This window comes from Mobilicoccus sp. (assembly GCF_032060985.1).
In the GTDB taxonomy this organism is placed as follows: Bacteria; Actinomycetota; Actinomycetes; order Actinomycetales; family Dermatophilaceae; genus Mobilicoccus.
In genome coordinates this window covers 25992-46399 of the sequence record NZ_DAMBGD010000009.1, presented here as the reverse complement: position 1 = coordinate 46399, position 20408 = coordinate 25992, and the positions used below count along the sequence as shown (strand labels likewise).

Annotated in this window: 17 protein-coding genes, 1 tRNA gene and 1 pseudogene; 6 read left to right on the top strand and 13 right to left on the bottom strand. The window is 71.4% G+C overall.

Translation table 11 applies throughout. The features are described from left to right. The first annotated feature begins 46 nt into the window (after positions 1-46). Positions 47-1333, top strand: coding sequence for a hydroxyacid-oxoacid transhydrogenase (locus RT054_RS08775; RefSeq protein ID WP_313023140.1), 1287 nt, complete (start codon positions 47-49; stop codon positions 1331-1333). Positions 1334-1499: 166 nt separating this feature from the next. On the opposite strand, the gene purU is transcribed toward RT054_RS08775, so the two are convergent. The 5 genes from purU to RT054_RS08750 all read right to left on the bottom strand — a co-directional run bounded on the left by purU (position 1500) and on the right by RT054_RS08750 (position 5858). After that, the gene (gene purU, locus RT054_RS08770; protein ID WP_312720986.1) at positions 1500-2375 is read right to left on the bottom strand and encodes a formyltetrahydrofolate deformylase; all 876 of its coding nucleotides are present in this window, start codon (positions 2373-2375) and stop codon (positions 1500-1502) included. Between the two features lie 22 nt (positions 2376-2397). After that, positions 2398-3657: a threonine ammonia-lyase IlvA gene (ilvA, locus tag RT054_RS08765; protein WP_313023138.1), complete on the bottom strand. Its 1260-nt coding sequence runs from the start codon at positions 3655-3657 to the stop codon at positions 2398-2400. A 287-nt stretch (positions 3658-3944) separates the two neighbouring features. After that, a complete protein-coding gene (locus tag RT054_RS08760) occupies positions 3945-4763 on the bottom strand; it encodes a hypothetical protein (protein ID WP_312720982.1) in 819 nt (272 codons plus the stop codon). Further along, positions 4760-5467 carry an ABC transporter ATP-binding protein gene (locus RT054_RS08755; protein ID WP_312720980.1) on the bottom strand — a complete coding sequence of 236 codons (708 nt, stop codon included), beginning with the start codon at positions 5465-5467 and terminating at the stop codon, positions 4760-4762. The genes RT054_RS08760 and RT054_RS08755 overlap by 4 nt, the downstream gene beginning before the upstream one ends. A gap of 1 nt (position 5468) precedes the next feature. Continuing rightward, positions 5469-5858, bottom strand: coding sequence for a GntR family transcriptional regulator (locus RT054_RS08750; protein WP_312720978.1), 390 nt, complete (start codon positions 5856-5858; stop codon positions 5469-5471). A gap of 223 nt (positions 5859-6081) precedes the next feature. Here RT054_RS08750 and RT054_RS08745 point away from each other — a divergent pair. Then, positions 6082-6154, top strand: a tRNA-Lys gene (locus RT054_RS08745). A gap of 261 nt (positions 6155-6415) precedes the next feature. Here the strand turns inward: RT054_RS08745 and RT054_RS08740 are convergent. Next, positions 6416-6913: a VOC family protein gene (locus RT054_RS08740; protein WP_313023137.1), complete on the bottom strand. Its 498-nt coding sequence runs from the start codon at positions 6911-6913 to the stop codon at positions 6416-6418. Continuing rightward, entirely contained in the window at positions 6910-8181 is a 1272-nt protein-coding gene (locus RT054_RS08735) for an IS256 family transposase (RefSeq protein WP_313023134.1), read from the bottom strand. Before RT054_RS08735 ends, RT054_RS08740 begins: the two co-directional genes overlap by 4 nt. Before the next feature lie 208 nt (positions 8182-8389). On the opposite strand from RT054_RS08735, the gene RT054_RS08730 reads away from it, so the two are divergent. The 4 genes from RT054_RS08730 (at position 8390) to RT054_RS08715 (ending at position 15700) form a co-directional block, all read left to right on the top strand. Next, a complete protein-coding gene (locus RT054_RS08730) occupies positions 8390-9232 on the top strand; it encodes a sigma-70 family RNA polymerase sigma factor (protein WP_312722522.1) in 843 nt (280 codons plus the stop codon). A 77-nt stretch (positions 9233-9309) separates the two neighbouring features. Further along, positions 9310-11970 (top strand): carboxylate--amine ligase/circularly permuted type 2 ATP-grasp protein, encoded by a 2661-nt coding sequence (locus RT054_RS08725; protein WP_313023131.1) that lies wholly within the window; start codon positions 9310-9312, stop codon positions 11968-11970. Then, positions 11970-13754: an N-acetylglutaminylglutamine amidotransferase gene (locus RT054_RS08720; RefSeq protein WP_313023130.1), complete on the top strand. Its 1785-nt coding sequence runs from the start codon at positions 11970-11972 to the stop codon at positions 13752-13754. The genes RT054_RS08725 and RT054_RS08720 overlap by 1 nt, the downstream gene beginning before the upstream one ends. Continuing rightward, complete coding sequence (locus tag RT054_RS08715; protein ID WP_313023129.1) at positions 13736-15700, top strand: alpha/beta fold hydrolase; 1965 nt, start codon at positions 13736-13738, stop codon at positions 15698-15700. Before RT054_RS08720 ends, RT054_RS08715 begins: the two co-directional genes overlap by 19 nt. On the opposite strand, the gene RT054_RS08710 is transcribed toward RT054_RS08715, so the two are convergent. The 6 genes and pseudogenes from RT054_RS08710 to RT054_RS08685 all read right to left on the bottom strand — a co-directional run bounded on the left by RT054_RS08710 (position 15630) and on the right by RT054_RS08685 (position 20382). Next, the gene (locus tag RT054_RS08710; protein WP_396837252.1) at positions 15630-16193 is read right to left on the bottom strand and encodes a fatty acid desaturase family protein; all 564 of its coding nucleotides are present in this window, start codon (positions 16191-16193) and stop codon (positions 15630-15632) included. The genes RT054_RS08715 and RT054_RS08710 overlap by 71 nt on opposite strands. Before the next feature lie 318 nt (positions 16194-16511). Next, positions 16512-16643: a hypothetical protein gene (locus RT054_RS08705; RefSeq protein ID WP_312722513.1), complete on the bottom strand. Its 132-nt coding sequence runs from the start codon at positions 16641-16643 to the stop codon at positions 16512-16514. A 131-nt stretch (positions 16644-16774) separates the two neighbouring features. Then, positions 16775-17047, bottom strand: coding sequence for a hypothetical protein (locus RT054_RS08700; protein ID WP_313023128.1), 273 nt, complete (start codon positions 17045-17047; stop codon positions 16775-16777). A 43-nt stretch (positions 17048-17090) separates the two neighbouring features. Continuing rightward, a protein-coding gene (locus RT054_RS08695; protein ID WP_313023126.1) for an IS3 family transposase occupies positions 17091-18256 on the bottom strand; the annotation gives its coding sequence in 2 pieces (ribosomal slippage) (positions 17091-17969 and positions 17972-18256; 1164 coding nt in all). Positions 18257-18320: 64 nt separating this feature from the next. Then, positions 18321-19406: pseudogene (locus tag RT054_RS08690) on the bottom strand (IS256 family transposase); the annotation flags it as partial. 94 nt (positions 19407-19500) lie between these two features. Next, on the bottom strand, positions 19501-20382 hold the full coding sequence (locus RT054_RS08685) for a GNAT family N-acetyltransferase (RefSeq protein WP_313023124.1): 882 nt from the start codon (positions 20380-20382) through the stop codon (positions 19501-19503). Positions 20383-20408: the final 26 nt, after the last annotated feature.

Below are 20408 nucleotides of genomic sequence, written 5' to 3'. Positions count from 1 at the left end.
CCGACAGCCACCCCACACCGACCCGCCATCACGCCGAGGAGCGAGCATGACCTCCACCCCCGCGAACCCCGAGAGCGTCTTCACCTACGGCGCCCCCTACCTCAAGTTCGGCCCCGGCGCGTCGGAGGAGATCGGGTACGACCTGTCCCTCACCGGCGCGTCGCGCGTCCTCGTCGTCACCGACCCCGGCATCGCGGCCACCGGGACGCCGCAGCGCGTCGCCGATCAGATGTCCCGCTTCGGCATCCACGCGCTCGTCTACGACGCGGTCCACGTCGAGCCGACCGACGCGAGCCTCCGCGAGGCCATCGAGTTCGCCCGCGAGCAGGGGCCGTTCGACGCCTACGTCGCCGTCGGCGGAGGGTCGAGCATCGACACCGCCAAGGCCGTCGACCTGCTCATGACCAACCCCGGCGACCTCATGGACTACGTCAACGCCCCCGTCGGCGAAGGCCGGGCACCCGAGCACCCGCTCCGGCCGCTCATCGCCGTCCCCACGACGACGGGCACCGGCGCGGAGAGCACGACGATCTGTGTCCTCGACGTCCTCGAGCAGCACGTGAAGACCGGCATCAGCCACGCCCGCCTCCGCCCGACGATGGCCGTCGTCGACCCGCGTCTCACCCTCACCCAGCCGGCGGGCGTCACCGCGAGCGCCGGGATGGACATCCTCAGCCATGCCCTCGAGAGCTGGACCGCGCGACCGTACACCTCCTACGAGCACAAGACGCCGGAGCAGCGGGTGCCGTACTGCGGTCGCAACCCCGTCGCCGACATGTGGGCGACGAAGGCGATGCAGCTGCTCGCGACGTCGTTCCGGCGGTCGGTGCACCACGGTGACGACGAGGCGGCCCGGGCCGACATGTCCCTCGCCGCCACGTTCGCCGGCATGGGGTTCGGCAACGCCGGGGTCCACATCCCCCACGCCAACGCCTACCCGATCGCGGGGCGCGTCAAGGACTTCCACCCCGCCGACTACCCCGACGCCGAGCCGATGGTCCCGCACGGCATGGCGGTGTCCCTCACCGCTCCCGAGGCGTTCCGGTTCACGTTCGACACCGACCCGGAGCGTCACATCGAGGCGGCACGGCTGCTCGCCCCCGACGCGGAGATGACGAACGACCCCCGCGACCTCCTCCCCGCCGTCCTCACCGACCTCATGCGTGACATCGGGATCCCGGGTGGGATCGAAGCCGTCGGCTACGACGAGTCGGACATCCCCGACCTCGTCACCGGCACGATGAAGCAGCAGCGGGTCCTCGCCTCCTCACCCCGCGAGGTCACCGAGGACGACCTCGCCAGCATCTTCGAACGCTCGCTGCGACTGTGGTGACGTGGGCGTCGTCCGCCCTCGGGTGCCGGGGTGAGGGGGGGCGATCAGGAGTCCGACCGACCCCGGTGCGTGCCGCGACGTCCGTCGAGGAGCCGGAGCGGGCACCGGGTGCGTCGGCCGCGCCGGTCGCCATTCACGACTGACGCCGGTGGACCCGGGCGGGACCTCAGCGGGTGAAGACGACGGTGGTGGATCCGCGGAGCATGACCCGGTCCTCGAGGTGGGCGAGGACGGCCTCGGCGAGCACGCGTCGTTCGATGTCGCGGCCCTTGGCGACGAGGTCGTCCGGGGTGTCGCGGTGGCTGACCGGCTCGACGTCCTGGGCGATGATCGGCCCCTCGTCGAGGTCGGCCGTCACGTAGTGCGCGGTCGCGCCGATGAGCTTCACCCCCCGCTCGTAGGCCTGGTGGTAGGGCTTGGCGCCCTTGAACCCCGGCAGGAAGCTGTGGTGGATGTTGATGCACCGCCCTTCGAGAGCGGTCGCGAGCTCGTCGGAGAGGATCTGCATGTAGCGGGCGAGGACGACGAGGTCGATGCGTTCGCGGTCGACGAGGTCGAGGATCGCCCGCTCCTGCTCGGGCTTGGTCTGCGCCGTGACCGGAAGGTGGTGGAAGGGGACGTCCCCCAGCTCCGCGAACGACTCCCGCGGATGGTTGGAGACCACGCCTGCGAGCTCCATGGGCAGTTCCCCGATCCGGTGACGGTAGAGCAGGTCGACGAGGCAGTGGTCGGACTTGCTCGCGAGCACGAGCACCCGCCGCAGCCGACTCGCCGAGCGCACCGACCACTCCGCGTCCAGGCTGCGCAGGACGGGGGCGAGACCGGTGTCGTACCCGTCCTCCCCGAGGTCGGTGCGCACGGGCTTGAACGACAGCCGCGCGAAGAACCGCCCCGAGAGCCGGTCGTCGAACTGCTGGCCGTCGGTGATGTCGCAGCCGAGCTGGGCCAGGGTCGTCGTCACCGACGCGACGATGCCCGGCTTGTTCTCGCACGAGAACTGCAGCACGTAGGGACGGTCCTGCTCGGGGGATTCGGCGCGCATCACGAACTCACTGAGGTGTGGGTCAGACGAGGAAACGGTAGAACGGGCTGTCGGCGGGGATCCGCTCGATGGTCATCGGGCTGTCCTCCATGCGCAGCAGGAGTCCGTCGAGGTCCTCGCGGTGGGCGAGTTCGATCCCGACGAGCGCGGGGCCGGACTCGCGGTTGCTGCGCTTGACGTATTCGAAGAGCGCGATGTCGTCGTCGGGGCCGAGGACGTCCTCGACGAACCGGCGCAGCGCACCGGGCTCCTGGGGGAAGGTGACGAGGAAGTAATGCTTGCGGCCGAGGTCGACGAGGGAGCGTTCGACGATCTCGGCGTAGCGGGATACGTCGTTGTTGCCGCCGGAGAGGATGACGACGACGTCCTGCCCGGGCTGCACGTCGATCGTCTGCAGGAGCGCCGCCGAGGCGAGGGCGCCCGCGGGCTCGGCGATGATGCCGTCCACCTGGTAGAGGTCGAGCATCTCGGTGCAGACGCGGCCCTCGTCGACGGTGACGAGGTCGACGTCACCCCGCGCGACGACGGCGTGGGTGAGGTCGCCGGCGCGGCGTACGGCGGCCCCGTCGACGAAGGTGTCGATGGTCGGGAGCGTCACCGGCTCCCCCGCCTCCACGGCTGCGGCGAGGCAGGCGGCGCCGGAGGGTTCCGCGCCGACGATCCGGGTCCCGGGGTGGCGCGAGCGCAGCCACGTCGTGCACCCGGCGAGCATCCCGGCCCCGCCGACGGGCACGACGAGCACGTCGGGTGCGCGTCCGAGCTGCTCGACGATCTCGATCGCCGTCGTTCCCTGACCGGCGATCGTGTCGGCGTGGTCGAACGCGGGCACGAGGACCGCACCGGTGCGCTCACCGTCGTCCCGCGCCGCGCCGGCCGCGTCGTCGTAGGTCTCGCCGTCGACGATGAGGTCGACGTGACCCGCGCCGAGGGAGGCGATCCGGTCGCGCTTCTGGCGGGGGGTCGTGCTCGGGACGTAGATCCGTCCCTTGAGGCCCAGCTGGGCGCAGGCGAACGCGAACCCCTGCGCGTGGTTGCCGGCGCTCGCGGTGACGACACCGCGGGCGCGTTCCTCCTCGTCGAGCTGGGCGATGAGGTTGTACGCGCCGCGCACCTTGTAGGAGCGCACGGGCTGGAGATCCTCGCGCTTGACCCACACGTTCGCGCCCGTCGCCGCCGACAGCCGCGCGCTGGGAATCAGCGGCGTCTCCCGGATGACGGACCGCAGTCTCACGAAAGCGGCTTCGACGTCCAGGGCGGTGGGAAGGGTCTGCGTGCGTGTCACCCCTCTATCGTGCACCCAGAGTCCCGAGGGGTGGACAACACGTCCGGATCCCGGTCGCGGCACCCGTGTGCGCCGGTGATGACGACGGTGATGACGACGGTCCGCGCAGCAGCACGCCGGCCGCAACCACAACGGTTCACTCGGCACCCTCATGCCGGCCTGCCCATCCCGATCACCGCCACAACGGTTCACTCGGCACCCTCCCGGCTCCACGCCCGCTCACACACGCGCCCGCCCGGTCGCGGCGAGGCGACCGGGCGGGCGATCTGTCCCGGGTCATGTCATGGCTACCGCAGGGAGAGGCGACGGTTCCAGGCTCGACCCGTCCACCACGCCAGCACGAGGGTGAGGACGAGGAGGACGGGGATGAACCCGGCGGGCATCGGCGCATTCTGCGCACCGCTGGTCATCGCCGCCCAGTAGTCGACGGACACGAACTGCGGGTCGCCCGCGCGCACATCGATGCCGAGCGGGACGGCGACCACTGCGACGAACACCAACACCTGGAACACGACGTACAGCGCGAACCAGACGACGAACGGCCCGGCGGCTCCGAGGGAGGCCAACCGGCCGCTGCTGCCGGCGGTCGCGGCGAAGTAGTACTGGACGAGGTACATCCACGTCCCGAACGTGAGGGCGAGCACGAGCAGCACCCATCCGGCCGGCGAGAGCAGGCCGGTGACCTCGCTCGCGGCGGTGCGGAGGTACTCGAGCGCACCCACCCCCTCGGGCGCCTGCCGCCGAGCCACCACGAGGGCGGGCGGCGCCGCGAGCAGGAGGGAGACGACGAGCCCGGCGAGGACGACGAGGAATCCATAGACGAGGCGCACCCCGTAGATCCGAGAGCCTCGGATCGGCAGCGTCTGGGTGAGATAGCCACCGCGGCCGTAGGCCGAGCGCCAGTAGTCGACCGCGAGGGCGAGGAGCGCCACCGGCAGGAGGCCGAAGACGGCGATCGACGCCAACGGGGCTCCGAGCGGGGCCAACGGCCAGTTCGGGAGCATCACGAGGGTCCCCGCGAGGGTGAACGCCGCCGCGATCGCCGTGAGGAGACCGAGCGGGCCGCGGGTGCGACGGAATTCGTGCCGGAGCAGGGTGGTGGTCATCGGTGCATCTCCTTGAAGATCTGCTCGAGACCCGCACCGCGCTCGGCGCGGAGGTCGTCGAGGTCGCCCTGCAGCACGACGCGGCCGCCGCGCATGATGACCGCGGAGTCGAGGACGGGTTCAAGGTCGTGGACCAGGTGGGTGGAGACGAGGACGAGTGCGTCCTCGGGGAGGTCCTTGACGATGGCGTCGAGGAGCACCTCGCGGGCGGCCGGGTCGACGCCGGAGATCGGCTCGTCGAGCAGGTACACCGAGGCACGGCGCGACATCGCGAGCGCGACCTGGACCTTCTCCCGCATCCCCTTGGAGGCCTCCTTGATCCGCATCGAGGTGGCCAGGCCGAACGACCCGATGAGGTCGATGGCCTTGGCCTCGTCGAAGTCGTCGAAGAAGTCGCGGTGGTAGCGCAGGGCGTCGGTGACCCGCCACCGCATCGGGAGGACGGCGAGGTCGGGCAGGAAGCTCACCCGCGCCTTGGACTCCGGCCCGGGTCGGTACCCGGCGATGCGGACGTCGCCGTCGTAGTCGTACATCACGCCGGCGAGGATCTTGAGCAGCGTCGTCTTGCCGCAGCCGTTCTCGCCGAGGAGGCCGACGAACCGGCCGGGCTCGAGGGTGAGGTCGACGCCGTCGAGGGCGCGGACGGGACCGTAGGACTTGGTGAGGTCCCGGATGTCGAGGACGGGTGACGACGTGGCGTCCATGTCAGCGCCCCTCCGATCGTGCAGTGTCGTGGTCATCGCTGGGCCACCTTTCGGTGATGAGTGCGGTCGCGTCGGCCAGGGGGATGCCGAATCCCCGGGCCTGGGCGATGTAGTCGTCGGCGGCGTCGGCGGCGAGCGTGCGCCGCAGACGCCGGATGCGGTCCTCGTCGTCGGTGACGAAGCGGCCGGTCGTCCGCTCGGAGCGGCACAACCCTTCGCGTTCGAGTTCGGCGAGGGCCCGCTGGACCGTGTTCGGGTTGACCCCGAGTTCCCCGGCCAGCTCGCGGACGCCGCCGATGCGACTCCCCGGTGGCCATTGCGCCACGACGATGCGCCGGGAGAACTCGTGGGCCAGCTGATGCCAGATGGGCCGGGACGGGTCGAACTCCATGGCCCCACCTCCCCGCGTATCGCTGTACTAAGTACTTAATACACTAACACGCGGCACGTGGGCGTCAAGGGTCTCGGGACCTCGCACCCGAGGGCATTCGGGCTCCGGTCCGCCCCGCGGGGGTCGCGACGGCGGCCCCGGCGTGTACGGCATACTGGATCGGAGGTTCGCCGGAGCCTGCGCCATCGGCGCCGGCTCATCCGCAGATGCGAGCGGCGACCCCGGGCCTCTAGCTCAGTTGGCAGAGCATCGGACTTTTAATCCGCCGGTCGTCGGTTCGAGCCCGACGGGGCCCACAGGTTCACGCGCAGGCCCCGCACTGCCGAGCGCCCTTCGAGGGGTGTGTCCGAGCGGGCCCATGACGGCCCCCTCCACAGAGGCCGATTTCACGCACGAGACCGAACAGTGTGTGAGCGCGATACCGATGCCTCGGAGTGACGCACGTCCCCTGCCAGGCCGAGGCTCGTCCTCCACCGGCCGAAGACGCACGGCGTCGCTGCGACCGCATCGCCACCGGCGATCGTGAGCACTCCGTCTTGTCGATGCGAGGTCGTCGATCAGGGTCGCGTGAGGTCCGTGGCCTGCTCATGGGCGGTGAAGCCGGCGGCCCGGTGAGGAATCGTCAAGACCTGTGGATGGGTGAGTTCTACGGGGTTGCTCGCGGTGAGCTCGACTTCGTGGCCGTCGGTGTTCGATAGGTAGGCGGCGTAGGTCTGCGGGCCGCCGGCGTGGGGGTGTTTGTCGGCGAACATGAGTGCCCAACCGTTCTCGGCGGCAGCGGCGGTGAGGGCGTCGACCTGGGCCTGATCGCCGGCGTGGAAGGCTAGGTGGTTGAGCCCGGGGCGTTTCCTGTCGTGAGGTTCGGCGAGCATGTCGGGCGACTGTTCGATCACGATGTAGGTGTCCGCCAGGCGCCAACTGCATCCACCGGTCCATTCCTGAAACGGCTGGTAGCCCAGCTCGGTGAGCAGCCATCCCCACTGCGCGGCGGCGCGGTCGATGTCGGGGACCCATAGCTCGACGTGGTGGATGGTCCCGATCGGTGCCGAGCTCACGCGGCCGCTCCCGTCTCGTCGTCGTCGCGTTCGACGAGTTGGCCGTTCTTGAAGGTCGCACCCGCGCGGACCAACGCGACCAGGTGCGGTGCATTGACCGCGCGCCAGCGTGCTTGCGCGGACTCGATGAGCTTGAACGCCATGGCCACCCCGGCAGCCCGGGAGCCGGGGCCCTTGGTGACCCGCTGACGAAGCCGGACGGTGGCGAAGGTCGACTCGATCGGGTTGGTCGTGCGCAGGTGGATCCAGTGCTCGGCCGGGTAGTCGTAGAACGCCAAGAGCACGTCGAGGTCCTCGGTGATCTTCGCGGCCGCCTTGGGCCACTTCGCACCGTAGTCGGCTACGAACGCCTTCGCCGCGGCCTTCGCGTGGTCCTTGTCCTCGGCGTTCCAGATCTCCGCCAGCGCGGCCTTCGCGCCGGGCTGGGCCGACTTCGGCAGCACGTTGAGGACGTTGACGATCTTGTGGAACCAGCAGCGCTGCTCACGAGCCTCGGGGAACACCTGCCCGAGCGCGGCCCAGAACCCGAGTGCACCGTCGCCGACCGCGAGCACCGGGGCGCGCATGCCACGTCGCTTGCAGCACCGGAGCAGGTCGAGCCAGGACTCGGTCGACTCCCGGTGCCCGTCGTCGAGCGCGATCAGTTCCTTCGAACCGTCGGCACGCACGCCGATCATCACCAGCAGGCACACCTTGTCCTGCTCCAGACGGACCTTGAGGTGGATCCCGTCGACCCACACGTACACGTAGTCGGTCTCGGCCAACGAGCGCTTGTTGAACGCGGCCGCCTCGTCTTGCCAGTCCTTCGTCAGCCGGGTGATCGTGGCCGCCGACAGGCCCGCACCGGAGCCGAGGAACTGGGTCAGCGCCGGGCCGAAGTCGCCGCTGGACAGGCCGTGCAGGTACAGCAGCGGCAACACCTCGGCAACCTTCGGCGACTTCCTCGCCCAGGCCGGCAGGATCGCCGAGGCGAACCGCTGCCGCTGCCCGGTGATCGGGTCGACGCGCTTGTCGTTGACCCGCGGTGCACGCACCGGGATCGCGCCCGCCGCCGTGGTCACCTCCCGCGACCCGTGATGACCGTTGCGCACCACCAGCCGCCGACCCGCCTCGTCGACCTCGTCGACGAACGCCTCGATGTAGACAGCGACCTCGGCCTGCAACGCTGCCGCAAGCATCTGCCGAGCGCCGTCACGGACGATCTCATCCAACAGCGAACCACCGGCCGACTCGTTGGACGCCGAAGCGTCGTGAACTACCTTGAGCATGGATGTACCTTCCCGAGCCGGCGCGCCAACGCCGACCCCGATCCGAACTTGAGCATGGACTTCGATCTTGCTCGGGAGGTACGTCCACCTCACGTCACCTCGCCGAGCGCCATCCACAGGTTCTGATCATTGCTCTGGGCGACCTGGTCCTCGCCATTGCGACCATCAACGTGTGGAACCGTCTCGCGATCTCGACCCGCATGGACGCGTGAGCGCTGTCTGGCTGGCCGAGCGACCCCGGCTGCTGGGCCTCGCCTATCGCGTCCTCGGCAGCTGGCACGACGCCGAGGACGTGGTCTCGCAGGCCTGGCTGCGGCTGTCGGCGCAGCCGGAGGGCCACGTCGACCGCCCCGAGGCCTGGTTGACCACCGTCACCACCCGGCTCGCGATCGACCGCGGGCGCCAGCTTCAGGCCCGCCGGGAGGACTACGTCGGCCCCTGGCTGCCCGAGCCCGTCGCGACCGAGCTCCTCCCCGAGGAGTCGGTCGAGCGACGAGAGTCCTTGTCCCTGGCGCTGCTTCGCCTGATGGACGCCCTGAGCCCGGAGGACCGCGCGATCTACGTGCTGCGCCACGCCTTCGACGTCCCGTATGCCGAGATCGCCGCCGTCGTCGCGCGCAGCGAGGCCGCGTGCCGCCAGGTGGTGCGCCGGGCCTCGGCCCGTCTGGCCGCGGTGGACGTGCCCTCCCCCGCCGACGCCGCCGTGCTGCAGGGGCTCGTCGCGGCGATCTCGACCGGCGACGTCGCGGGCGCCGTGGCGCTGCTCTCGGAGGACGCGGTGCTGTGGACGGACGGCGGAGGGGTCGTGAAGGCGGCGCTGCGACCGATCCTCGGGCCCGGCAGGATCGTCCGGTTCGGCGTCGGCGTCACGGGGGCGGCCGGGCTCGAGCCGCCCCGTCTCGTGTCGGTCAACGGTGGTCCGGCCCTGGTCTTCAGCGCCCCCGACGGGTCGCTGCGCTGCCTGGTCCTGGAGGTGCGCGACGGACTCGTCCGCACCGTCCAGCTCCACGGCAACCCGGTCAAGCTCGGTGCCCTCGACCGGCCGGCCTGAGCGGACCCGCGCCCGCGGGACGCAGGCCGACACGATTTCGCAACGCGCCCGCAACATACGCGTGGAAACGTCACGCCATGGACAGCGCACGATCCAGCGGGCAGGCCCAGACCCGGCAGTCCCCCCAGACGACGCAGACGTCGCAGCCGCGGACCCGGCCGATCCGCAGGCTCGGGGTCGAGGAGGAGTTCCACGTCGTCGACCTGACCACGCGCCGGCTCGCCGCCAAGGCCCCCGAGCTGCTCGAGGCGCTGGCCGACCGCACGGAGTACGTCGCCGAGCTCCAGCAGTGCGTCGTCGAGGTCAACTCGGCCGTCGTCACCGACCTGGACGAGCTGCGCGACGAGCTGCTCCGCTGCCGGGAGGGCCTGGTGCAGGCGGCGACGCCGCTGGGGCTCGGGATCGTGGCGGCCGGCTCCCTGCCGCTGTCGGCACCCGACGAGATCGACGTGACCGAGACCCCGCGCTACCGGCGCATGCTGGCGGACTACCAGCTCCTCACGCGCGAGCAGCTGATCTGCGGCTCGCAGGTGCACGTCGACGTGGCCGACCTCGACGAGGCCTGCCTGGTCGCCGAGCACGTGGCCCCCGACCTGCCCCCGCTGCTGGCGCTGTCCGCGTCCTCCCCCTACTGGTCGGACGGGGACGACACGGGCTATGCCAGCGTGCGGAGCCTGGTGTGGAGCCGCTGGCCCACGACGGGCCTGTCGAGCGGGGCCCGCTCCGCCGCCGAGTTCGACCGGCTGGTGGCCAACCTCGTCGACACGGGCGTGATCAGCGACCCGGGGATGATCTACTTCGACGTCCGGCCGGCCGCGCGCATCAGCACGATCGAGCTGCGGATCTGCGACAGCTGCCCCTCCACTGACACGATCGTGCTGGTCGCCGGCCTGTTCCGGGCCATGGTGGACCGGGCCGTCGAGACGATCGCCGCGGGCGTCCCCCCGCTCGACCTGGCCCCCGTCGTCGGCCGCGCCGCGTCCTGGCGGGCGGCGCGCTCGGGGCTCGAGGGCGACCTCGTCGACCTGCGCTCGGGCCGCACCGCCCCGGCCCCCGAGATCATCCGAGACCTCGTCGCCTCGCTGGAGCCGTGGCTGCGCGCCAACGGCGACTGGGAGCTCGTCGACGGGCTGACCACCGCCGCCCTGCTGCGCGGCAGCTCCGCCGCCCGCCAGCGCCGGGCACGCCGCCGCCGGGGCCGGCTCACGGACGTCGTCGACCAGCTCATCGCCGAGACCGCCCGTGGCGTCGCGGCCCCGGTCGACGGCACCGAGGACCTGCTCGAGTCCTACCGGCCCCGCGAGGGGGCGGCCCCCGCGGCCTACGACGAGGCCGTCGACGAGTCCGGTGCACCGCGCCCGCCGTATGCCGACGTGGTCGCCGCCTTCCAGCGGCTGGGGACCCGGGGGCTGCGCCAGCGCGACTACGCGATCGTCGACCTGCAGCGCGCCGACGGCCTGACCTTCCGCCTGCGCGACCAGCCGCAGCCCCAGGTCTTCCCCGTCGACCTGATCCCCCGGATCGTGTCCGCGTCCGACTGGGAGCACATCAGCGCCGGCGGCGAGCAGCGGGCGCGGGCGCTCGACGCCTTCCTGCGCGACTGCTACGGCGAGGGCGCGATCTTCGCCGACGGCGTGATGCCCCGCGAGCTGCTGGACCGGGCGCCGGGCTACCGCTCCAGCGGGCGCCTCGGCGGGCCGGGCGTCCGCAACCACGTCAGCGGCCTGGACCTGGTCAGCGACGGACCCGGACGCTGGCGGGTGCTCGAGGACAACCTGCGCGTGCCCTCCGGGGTCGGCTACGCCATCGCGGCGCGCGCCCTGATGCGCCGGTTCGTGCCCGAGGTGTTCCCCCGCGGCATACGGCCCGTCCGTCCCGTCCCCGAGCTGCTGCGCGACACGCTGTCCGCCGCCGCGCAGGGGGGCGCCGCCGAGCCCGGCGAGATCGCCATCCTCTCCTCGGGCCCCACCGACTCCGCGTGGCCCGAGCACACCGGGCTGGCCGAGGCCATGGGCGTCGACGTGCTCACCCCGAGCCAGGTGTGGTTCGAGGACGGGCGACTCATGCGGCAGCGTGCCGGACGACCGGCCCAGGTGCGCGTGGCCTACCTGCGGATGGACGAGGACCTGCTGCTGTCGGCGGGAGGCCGCGACGGCCAGCCCCTGCGCGCCGGGGTCATCGAGGCGCTGCACCGGGGCACCCTGACGCTGGCCAACGCCCTCGGCAACGGGGTGGGCGACGACAAGGCCGTCTACACCTTCGTGCCGCACATGGTCCGCTACTACCTGGGGGAGGAGCCGATCCTGGACCAGGTCCCCTCCTGGCTGTGCGCCGACGCGGACTCCCGCGAGCACGTCCTGGACCACCTGGGCGACCTCGTCACCAAGCCGATCGACGGGCACGGCGGGCGCGGGGTGCTCATCGGGCCGGACGCCACGTCCGCCCAGGTCGCCGAGCGGCGGCGCGAGATCCTCGCCAACCCCGAGCGCTACATCGGGCAGGAGCTGGTCGACCTGTCCACGCATCCGACCTTCGATGGCAACGCCCTGCGGCCGCGGCACGTGGACCTGCGGGTGTTCGTGCACCTGCGGCGGCGCAGCGGCACCCGCGAGACGGAGGCGATCACGATGCCGGCCGCGCTGAGCCGGTCCGGGGCCGAGGGCAGCAAGATCGTCAACTCCTCGGCGGGTGGCGGCAGCAAGGACACGTGGATCATGACGGACGGGGAGGAGCGCTGATGTGCGGCATCTGCGGTGAGGTCAGGTTCGGCGAGCGAGGTGCTCGGCCCGCGGACGTCGCGGCGGTCGAGACGATGACCGAGGCGATGGTCGCCCGCGGTCCCGACAACGGCGGGTTCTGGGCCCAGGGGCGGGTCGCCCTCGGGCACCGGCGGCTGTCGATCATCGACCTGTCGCCCCGCGGCTCCCAGCCGATGGTCGACGCCGAGCTCGGCCTGTCGATGGTGTTCAACGGCTGCATCTACAACTACCAGGAGCTGCGCGCCGAGCTCGAGGGTCACGGCTACCGCTTTTTCTCGCACGCCGACAGCGAGGTGATCATCAAGGCCTACCACCGCTGGGGGCCGGACTGCGTCGAGCACCTGACCGGCATGTTCGCCTTCGCGATCACCGACGTCGACACCGGCGTGCTCACCCTGGCCCGGGACCGGCTCGGGATCAAGCCGCTCTACCTCTCGCGCCGCGGCGACCGGCTGCGCTTCGCCTCGTCGCTGCGCGCGATCGTCGACGCCGGCGACGTGGACGTGTCGCTGGACCGGGTCGCGCTGCACCACTACCTGTCCTTCCACTCCGTCGTGCCCGCGCCCCGCACGATGTTCGCCGGCATCCAGAAGCTCCCGCCGGCCACCGTCCGGACCTACCAGCCCGACGGCCGCTACACGGACCGCGTCTACTGGGAGCCGTCGTTCACCCGCCGCGAGGACCGCGCCGACTGGGACGCCCGCGACTGGGGCGACGCGCTGCTGGACTCCTTGCGCACCGCCGTCGAGCGACGCATGGTCGCCGACGTGCCCGTGGGCGTCCTGCTGTCCGGCGGCTTCGACTCGAGCCTGGTCGTCGCGCTGCTCGCCGAGCAGGGTCAGCAGGACCTGCAGACCTTCAGCATCGGCTTCGACTCGGCCGGGGGCGAGTCGGGCGACGAGTACTCCTACTCCGACCTGATCGCCGCCCGCTACGGCACCGACCACCACAAGATCCACGTCGACACCAGCCGCCTGCTGCCGGCCGTCCCCGGCACCCTCGCGGCGATGAGCGAGCCGATGGTCAGCCACGACTGCATCGCGTTCTACCTGCTCTCCCAAGAGGTCTCGCGGCACGTCAAGGTCGTGCAGTCGGGCCAGGGCGCGGACGAGGTGCTCGGTGGCTACGACTGGTACCCCCCGCTGCTCGATGTCCCCCGCGACCGGACGACCGAGGCCTACCGCCGGGTCTTCTTCGACCGCAGCCACGACGCCGTGGGTGCCCTGCTGCACCCGGACTACCGCCTCGACCACGACCCGAGCTGGGCCTTCGCCGCCGCCCACCAGTCCGCTCCCGGCGCGGACACCTCCGTCGACGCCGCCCTGCGCCTGGACACGCAGGTCATGCTGGTCGACGACCCGGTCAAGCGGGTGGACACGATGACGATGGCCTGGGGCCTGGAGGGCCGGGTGCCCTTCCTGGACCACGACTTCGTCGAGCTGGCCGGCTCCTGCCCGCCCGAGCTCAAGCTCGCCGGGGGCGGCAAGGGGGTCCTCAAGGACGCCGCCCGGTCGATCCTGCCGGTCGAGGTCATCGACCGCACCAAGGGCTACTTCCCCGTCCCCGGCATCCGCCACCTCGAGGGCGAGGTGCTCGAGCTGGTCCGCGACACCCTCGGCTCGTCGGCGGCGCTCGACCGCCACGTCTTCGACGCCGACGTGCTCGATCGGCTGCTCGCCGATCCCAACACGACCCGCACGACCCTCGGCTCCAACGAGCTGTGGCAGCTCGTGACCCTGGAGCTGTGGCTCCAGACCTTCTGACCGTGATGGAGCTCTCCGGCCGCCCCACCCACGGGGCGTCCGTCGCCCCCGACGGCCGTGCCCTGGCGCACGTCGTCGACGTCGACGGCTATCCCCGAGCGGTGCAGCGCTTCCTCGAGGGGGCGCGCGCCGGCACCTGGCGCCCCGTCCGCCTGCCGGTCGACGGCCCGGTCACCCGGGTGCGTCACTCTCCCGACGGTCTGTGGCTGGCCTGCCAGGTCGCGCCGTATGGCGGGGACCGCTCCCAGGTGTGGGTCGTCACGACCGACCCCGGCGACCCGCAGGCGTGGCGCGCCGACGACGACCGCGACGGGTCGGCGGAGCTCGTCGGCTGGGACGGCACGCGGATCCAGGTCACCGCCGAGCTGGAGGACGGCTCCGGCGAGTCTCGGCTGGTCGACCCGCAGACGCTCGGCGTCGAGGTCGTCGACCGGCGTCCCGAGGGCCGGTTCGTCGACTCGTGGGGCGGCGCGTCGTTGGTGCGGGTGGGCGGTCGCGGCGACCGGTCGCTGCGCCTGCTGTGGGGCGGCGAGGACACGGCGCTGCTGCGCCCGGACCCCGGCTCGGTCACGGACGCCGCCGCGATCCTCGACGACCACCGTCCCCGGCGCCTGCCGTCACGATCGGGCTGGTCGGAGCGGCTGCCCCCGCACACGTCGTGCCCGTCGGAGAGCCGCGAGGGCTATCTGCGCGTCGTGGTCCGCACCGACGTCGGGGGCGACCGGCAGCGGCTGGCGCTGCTCACGGTGACCGGCCGCGGCGTCTCGGAGCGGGTCCTGATGGCTCGTCCGGACGCGGACGTCGAGGAGTTCTGCGTCAGCGAGGACGGCACCCGGGCCGCGGTCCTGTGGAACGTCGACGGCGGCCGCAGCGAGCTCGCCCTCGTCGAGCTGGTCGACGGCACCGTCCACGAGGCCATCCCCCTGCCCGGGTGGGTCGCCACCGAGCCGAGCCTCAGCGCCGACGGCTCGATCCTGGCCCTGACGGTCGAGAGCCCCGACCGGGACCGGTGCGTCGAGATCCTCGACCTGCGCACCCGCAGCTGGGTCTCGCAGGCGTGGGTCGACGTCGACGGCGCCACCCGCGACCCGCAGGCCGTCCTGCCGGAGCTGCTGCGCACCACGACGCGTGACGGCACGGAGGTGTCGTCCTGGTGGCACCCGGCGCGGGACCGCCCGGTCGACGGGGGCGGGCCGGTCGTCATACACCTGCACGGCGGGCCCGAGGGCCAGGAACGTCCCGGCTGGTCGCACCTGTATCCCGTGCTCCTGCGGGCCGGCATCTCGGTCTGCGCGCCCAACGTCCGCGGGTCGGGAGGCTTCGGGCGGGCCTACTCCCACGCCGACGACGTCGGTCTGCGGTGGCGGGGCGTCGACGACGTCGAGGACGTCGTGGGGGACCTCGTCGCGCGCGGCCTCGCCGACCCGGACCGGGTGGCGTGCGTGGGCTGGTCGTATGGCGGCTACCTGACCCTCTCGTGCCTGGCGGCACGACCCGGGCTCTTCGCAGCCGGGGCGAGCATCGCGGGGATGAGCGACCTCGGCACGTTCTACGCCACCACCGAGCCGTGGATCGCGCGGGCCGCCCTGCCGAAGTACGGCCACCCCGTCCACGACGCCGAGCTGCTGCGGACCATCTCGCCGCTGCGGCTGGCCGACCGGATCGACGCGCCCGTGCTGCTGGTGCACGGCGCCCACGACACCAACGTCCCGCCGAGCGAGTCGCAGCAGCTCGCCGAGGCGGTGCAGGCGGCGGGCGGGACCGCGCGCTGCGAGATCGTGCCCGACGAGGGCCACGAGATCGTCCAGCCCGCCCGGCGTCGCGCGGCGGCGGAGCTGGTCCGGGACTGGACGCTGGCGGCCTTCGCCGCGGCGGTCAGCCCTGCCGGTGCGCCGTCACGAACGGGCAGGCGAACGGGTCCCGGTCACCCAGCCCCACCCGGTTGAGGTGCCGCACGACGATGCCATAGGACTCGAGCAGCCCGGCCTCGGTGTAGGGGACGCCGTGCTCGGCGCAGTGGGCGCGGACGAACGGCTGCGCCCGGCGCAGGTTGCCGCTCGGCATGCTCGGGAACAGGTGGTGCTCGACCTGCAGGTTGAGGCCGCCCATGAGCCAGTCGACCGGCCGGCCGCCGCGGATGTTGCGCGAGGTCAGGACCTGGCGGGAGAGGAAGTCGATCCTCGTGTCCCGCGGGACCAGCGGCATCCCCTTGTGGTTGGGGGCGAAGGTCGCGCCCATGTAGACGCCGAAGCCGGCGAGCTGCACGGCGAGGACGGCTGCACCCAGGCCCGGCCCGAGCAGGGTGAGGACCAGGCCCGGGAGCACGGCCAGCCGGATCGTCAGGAGCACGGCCTCGGTACCGCGGTGGCTGAGCTCGCGGTCCTGGACGACGGTGCGGACCGCGTCGGCGTGCAGGCTGAGGCCCTCGAGGGTGAGCAGGGGAAAGAACAGCCACCCCTGGCGAGCGGTGAGCCAGCCGCTCAGGCCCCTGCGCCGGGCGACGTCGTCGGGGGTGAAGAGCAGGACGCCGGGCCGGATGTCCTTGTCCGCCCCGACCTAGTTGGGGTTGGCGTGGTGGCGGGAGTGCTTGCGCATCCACCAGCCGTGACTCAGGCCCACGACCAGGGTGGCGACCAGGCGCGCGGCCCCTCGTTGGCGGCGCCCGTGACGAAGATCTGCCGAGGCCAGTGGCGAGGCGGGGGCAGCAGCTGGTGCGGCGCCGGCCGCGGCAGCGGTCTGGTGCTCCCGGCGCCGGGCCTAGAACCCTGACCGGATGCCGGCCCACGCGCCGCTCCCGCCCAGCCCGGGGTTGCCCCGGCCGACCCCAGCGCGCTCCAGGCGGTACTCCACCTCGGTGTTGAGGATGTACTCGTGTCCGTAGACGCTCATGACGGTGCCCTTCTCGGGTGGTGTCGCCGGTCCTTCCGACACCTCCACACTGGGCTGCTGAGGTAGGCCCCCACATCGGACGGATGCCCTATCCCCCACCTCCGACCCCCTCAGATCCGACCACCGGGGCGCTACAGCAGGACCTGCAGCGCGGTCCGGACGGCCGGTCGGGCCTTGGGGAAGTTCTCCGCCATCGACAGCAACGTCGCTGGGCTGCTGCACTGACGCGCCAGCCATCGTCTGAGGGCCGCGTGAGCGAGGTCGGCACCCCAGTCGTGGCGCAACCGGAAGACGTCGAGGATCGTGCGCTCCGGCGAGTACAGCCCGATGCACCCGCCCCCGGGCAGCGGATGCTGGGTCCGGCCGACCTCGAAGGTGGCCGGGTCGAAGCGGTGCCAGCGCACCGGCGAGATCGGGACTGCTGCACGCGACGGGACATCGGTGATGTCAGGCCGCGGCAGCGGCCTGTGAGGTTCTGATCGTCTCGAACTCGATAGGGGTGAGTCGCCCCAGGCGGGCTTGCCGACGGCGTCGGTGGTAGGTCCTTTCGATCCATGTCACGATTGCGATCCTCAGGTCCTCACGTGTGGACCACCTCTGCCGGTCCAGGACGTTCTTCTGGAGTAAGGCGAAGAAGGATTCCATCGCGGCGTTGTCACCGGCAGCCCCTACGCGTCCCATCGACCCGACCAAGCCGTGCCGGTTCAACGCGTGCACGTACTTGCGCGCTCGGAATTGCGACCCCCGGTCCGAATGCACCACACACCCCGCCGCGTTCGTGCGCCGCGCGACCGCGTTGTCCAACGCAGCGACGGCCAGGCGGGCTTTCATCCGCGAGTCCATCGAGTAGCCCACGATCCGCCCCGAACAGACGTCCTTGACCGCACACAGGTACAGCTTGCCTTCCGCCGTGGGATGCTCGGTGATATCCGTGAGCCACAGCTCGTCAACGTTGTCGGCAGTGAAGTCGCGCCGCACCAGATCGTCATGGACCGGCGGCCCGGGCCTCTTGCCGCTCTTCCCCCGACCTTTGCCGAAGGCGCTCCACCAGCGGTTATCCCGACAGATCCGCCACGCGGTCCGTGCCGCCATCACGACTCCGGCGTCGCCGGCTTCGTCGTGCAGGAAGCGGTACCCGAACTCGGGATCGTCCAGGTGGGCCCGCCACAGCGCATGGGCCCGGTAGGCCTCCTCGAGCTCGGCATCGGTGATCGGCTGCGCGGCCCACCGGTAGTAGTGGCCACGACTGAGTTTCAACACCCGGCAGGTCACCGCCACGGGAATCCCTTCGGCAGCAAGGTCACGGACCAGCGGGAACATCATTTTCCCGGCAGATTCGCCTGCGACAGATACGCCGCTGCGCGGCGCAGGATCTCGTTCTCCTGCTCCAGGAGGCGGTTGCGGCGGCGCAAATCACGCAGCTCGGCGGACTCACTGGCAGTCGCACCAGGGCGGGTGCCGTCCTCGATGTCGGCCTTACGCATCCACTTGTTCAACGTCATCTCGTGGATCCCGAAGTCCTTCGCCACTTGCGCCAGGGTCACACCCTGCTCGCGGTTACGGGCCACGCGCACGACGTCGTCACGGAACTCCTGCGGGTACGGCTTGGGCATGCTTCATCCTTCCAGGCCCGCTGAACAGCAAGCCAGTTCGGATGTCCCTAACCGTGCAGCAGTCCCGCTGACGAAGCCGGACGGTGGCGAAGGTCGACTCGATCGGGTTGGTCGTGCGCAGGTGGATCCAGTGCTCGGCCGGGTAGTCGTAGAACGCCAAGAGCACGTCGAGGTCCTCGGTGATCTTCGCGGCCGCCTTGGGCCACTTCGCACCGTAGTCGGCTACGAACGCCTTCGCCGCGGCCTTCGCGTGGTCCTTGTCCTCGGCGTTCCAGATCTCCGCCAGCGCGGCCTTCGCGCCGGGCTGGGCCGACTTCGGCAGCACGTTGAGGACGTTGACGATCTTGTGGAACCAGCAGCGCTGCTCACGAGCCTCGGGGAACACCTGCCCGAGCGCGGCCCAGAACCCGAGTGCACCGTCGCCGACCGCGAGCACCGGGGCGCGCATGCCACGTCGCTTGCAGCACCGGAGCAGGTCGAGCCAGGACTCGGTCGACTCCCGGTGCCCGTCGTCGAGCGCGATCAGTTCCTTCGAACCGTCGGCACGCACGCCGATCATCACCAGCAGGCACACCTTGTCCTGCTCCAGACGGACCTTGAGGTGGATCCCGTCGACCCACACGTACACGTAGTCGGTCTCGGCCAACGAGCGCTTGTTGAACGCGGCCGCCTCGTCTTGCCAGTCCTTCGTCAGCCGGGTGATCGTGGCCGCCGACAGGCCCGCACCGGAGCCGAGGAACTGGGTCAGCGCCGGGCCGAAGTCGCCGCTGGACAGGCCGTGCAGGTACAGCAGCGGCAACACCTCGGCAACCTTCGGCGACTTCCTCGCCCAGGCCGGCAGGATCGCCGAGGCGAACCGCTGCCGCTGCCCGGTGATCGGGTCGACGCGCTTGTCGTTGACCCGCGGTGCACGCACCGGGATCGCGCCCGCCGCCGTGGTCACCTCCCGCGACCCGTGATGACCGTTGCGCACCACCAGCCGCCGACCCGCCTCGTCGACCTCGTCGACGAACGCCTCGATGTAGACAGCGACCTCGGCCTGCAACGCTGCCGCAAGCATCTGCCGAGCGCCGTCACGGACGATCTCATCCAACAGCGAACCACCGGCCGACTCGTTGGACGCCGAAGCGTCGTGAACTACCTTGAGCATGGATGTACCTTCCCGAGCCGGCGCGCCAACGCCGACCCCGATCCGAACTTGAGCATGGACTTCGATCTTGCTCGGGAGGTACGTCCACCTCACGTCACCTCGCCGAGCGCCATCCACAGGTTCTGATCATTGCTCCGGCCCGGTACGTGGCCAAGGCTGCGGGGTTGGAGTTCTCGGCGGCGACGACGACGGAGCTGGCCCCGTGTCGCTGGAGGGTGCGTGCACCCGCGAGAGTGATCGCCACCCCGTATCCCTTGCCGTGACGCTCTCGGTGGACCCCCATGGGCTCGACGAGTCCCGGCCGCCCCGGGCCGGCCGTCCACACCGTCGTCACCGCGACCGGTGAGCCATCCGCGTCGTAGGCGATCAGGCTGTGGGCACGGTCGGCGAACGGTCCGTTGATGATCTGTGCCCAGCGGTCGACGAACCGGGATCGGGAATCGTCGTCGAAGGGTGTCCCTCTGAACGAGGACCAGTGCACGCCGGCCCAGTCGGAAGCCGTGTCCGGGCCGGCGTCCACGATCCGCAGGCGCGCCTGGTCCAGGCGCGTGAGATCGAGGGGGGTGGTGAGTTCCATCGTCATCGGTGTCCACGGTTCGTCCTCGACCCACCCCGCACCCCTCAGCGCCTTGCGTAGCGCGGTGGCACCTCGAGCCTCGATCACGGCCTCACGACCCGTGGCCCTCTGGTCCAGGTCGACGGCGATCCGCTCGGCCACCTCCCGGTCCTCGGCGGCCTCCGGATCCACCGCCATCCGCAGGACCGCAGGCCCGTCCACCATTCCGATGGCCAGGGGCTGCCCGTCGCGCTCCCAGACGCGAAGATCCGCGGCCATCTGCTCGGCGCCGACGGAGGAGTGCCACCCCAGATCACCTGGATGAAGGTGCCCCACCCACGGATCGGACTGCCACAGGCTCAGCCGCTCGGCGACGGCGGTCAGCCGTTCCGGATCCGGGATCAGGCACACGAGGGTCACCGCCTCAGTGAACCCGACCACGGAGA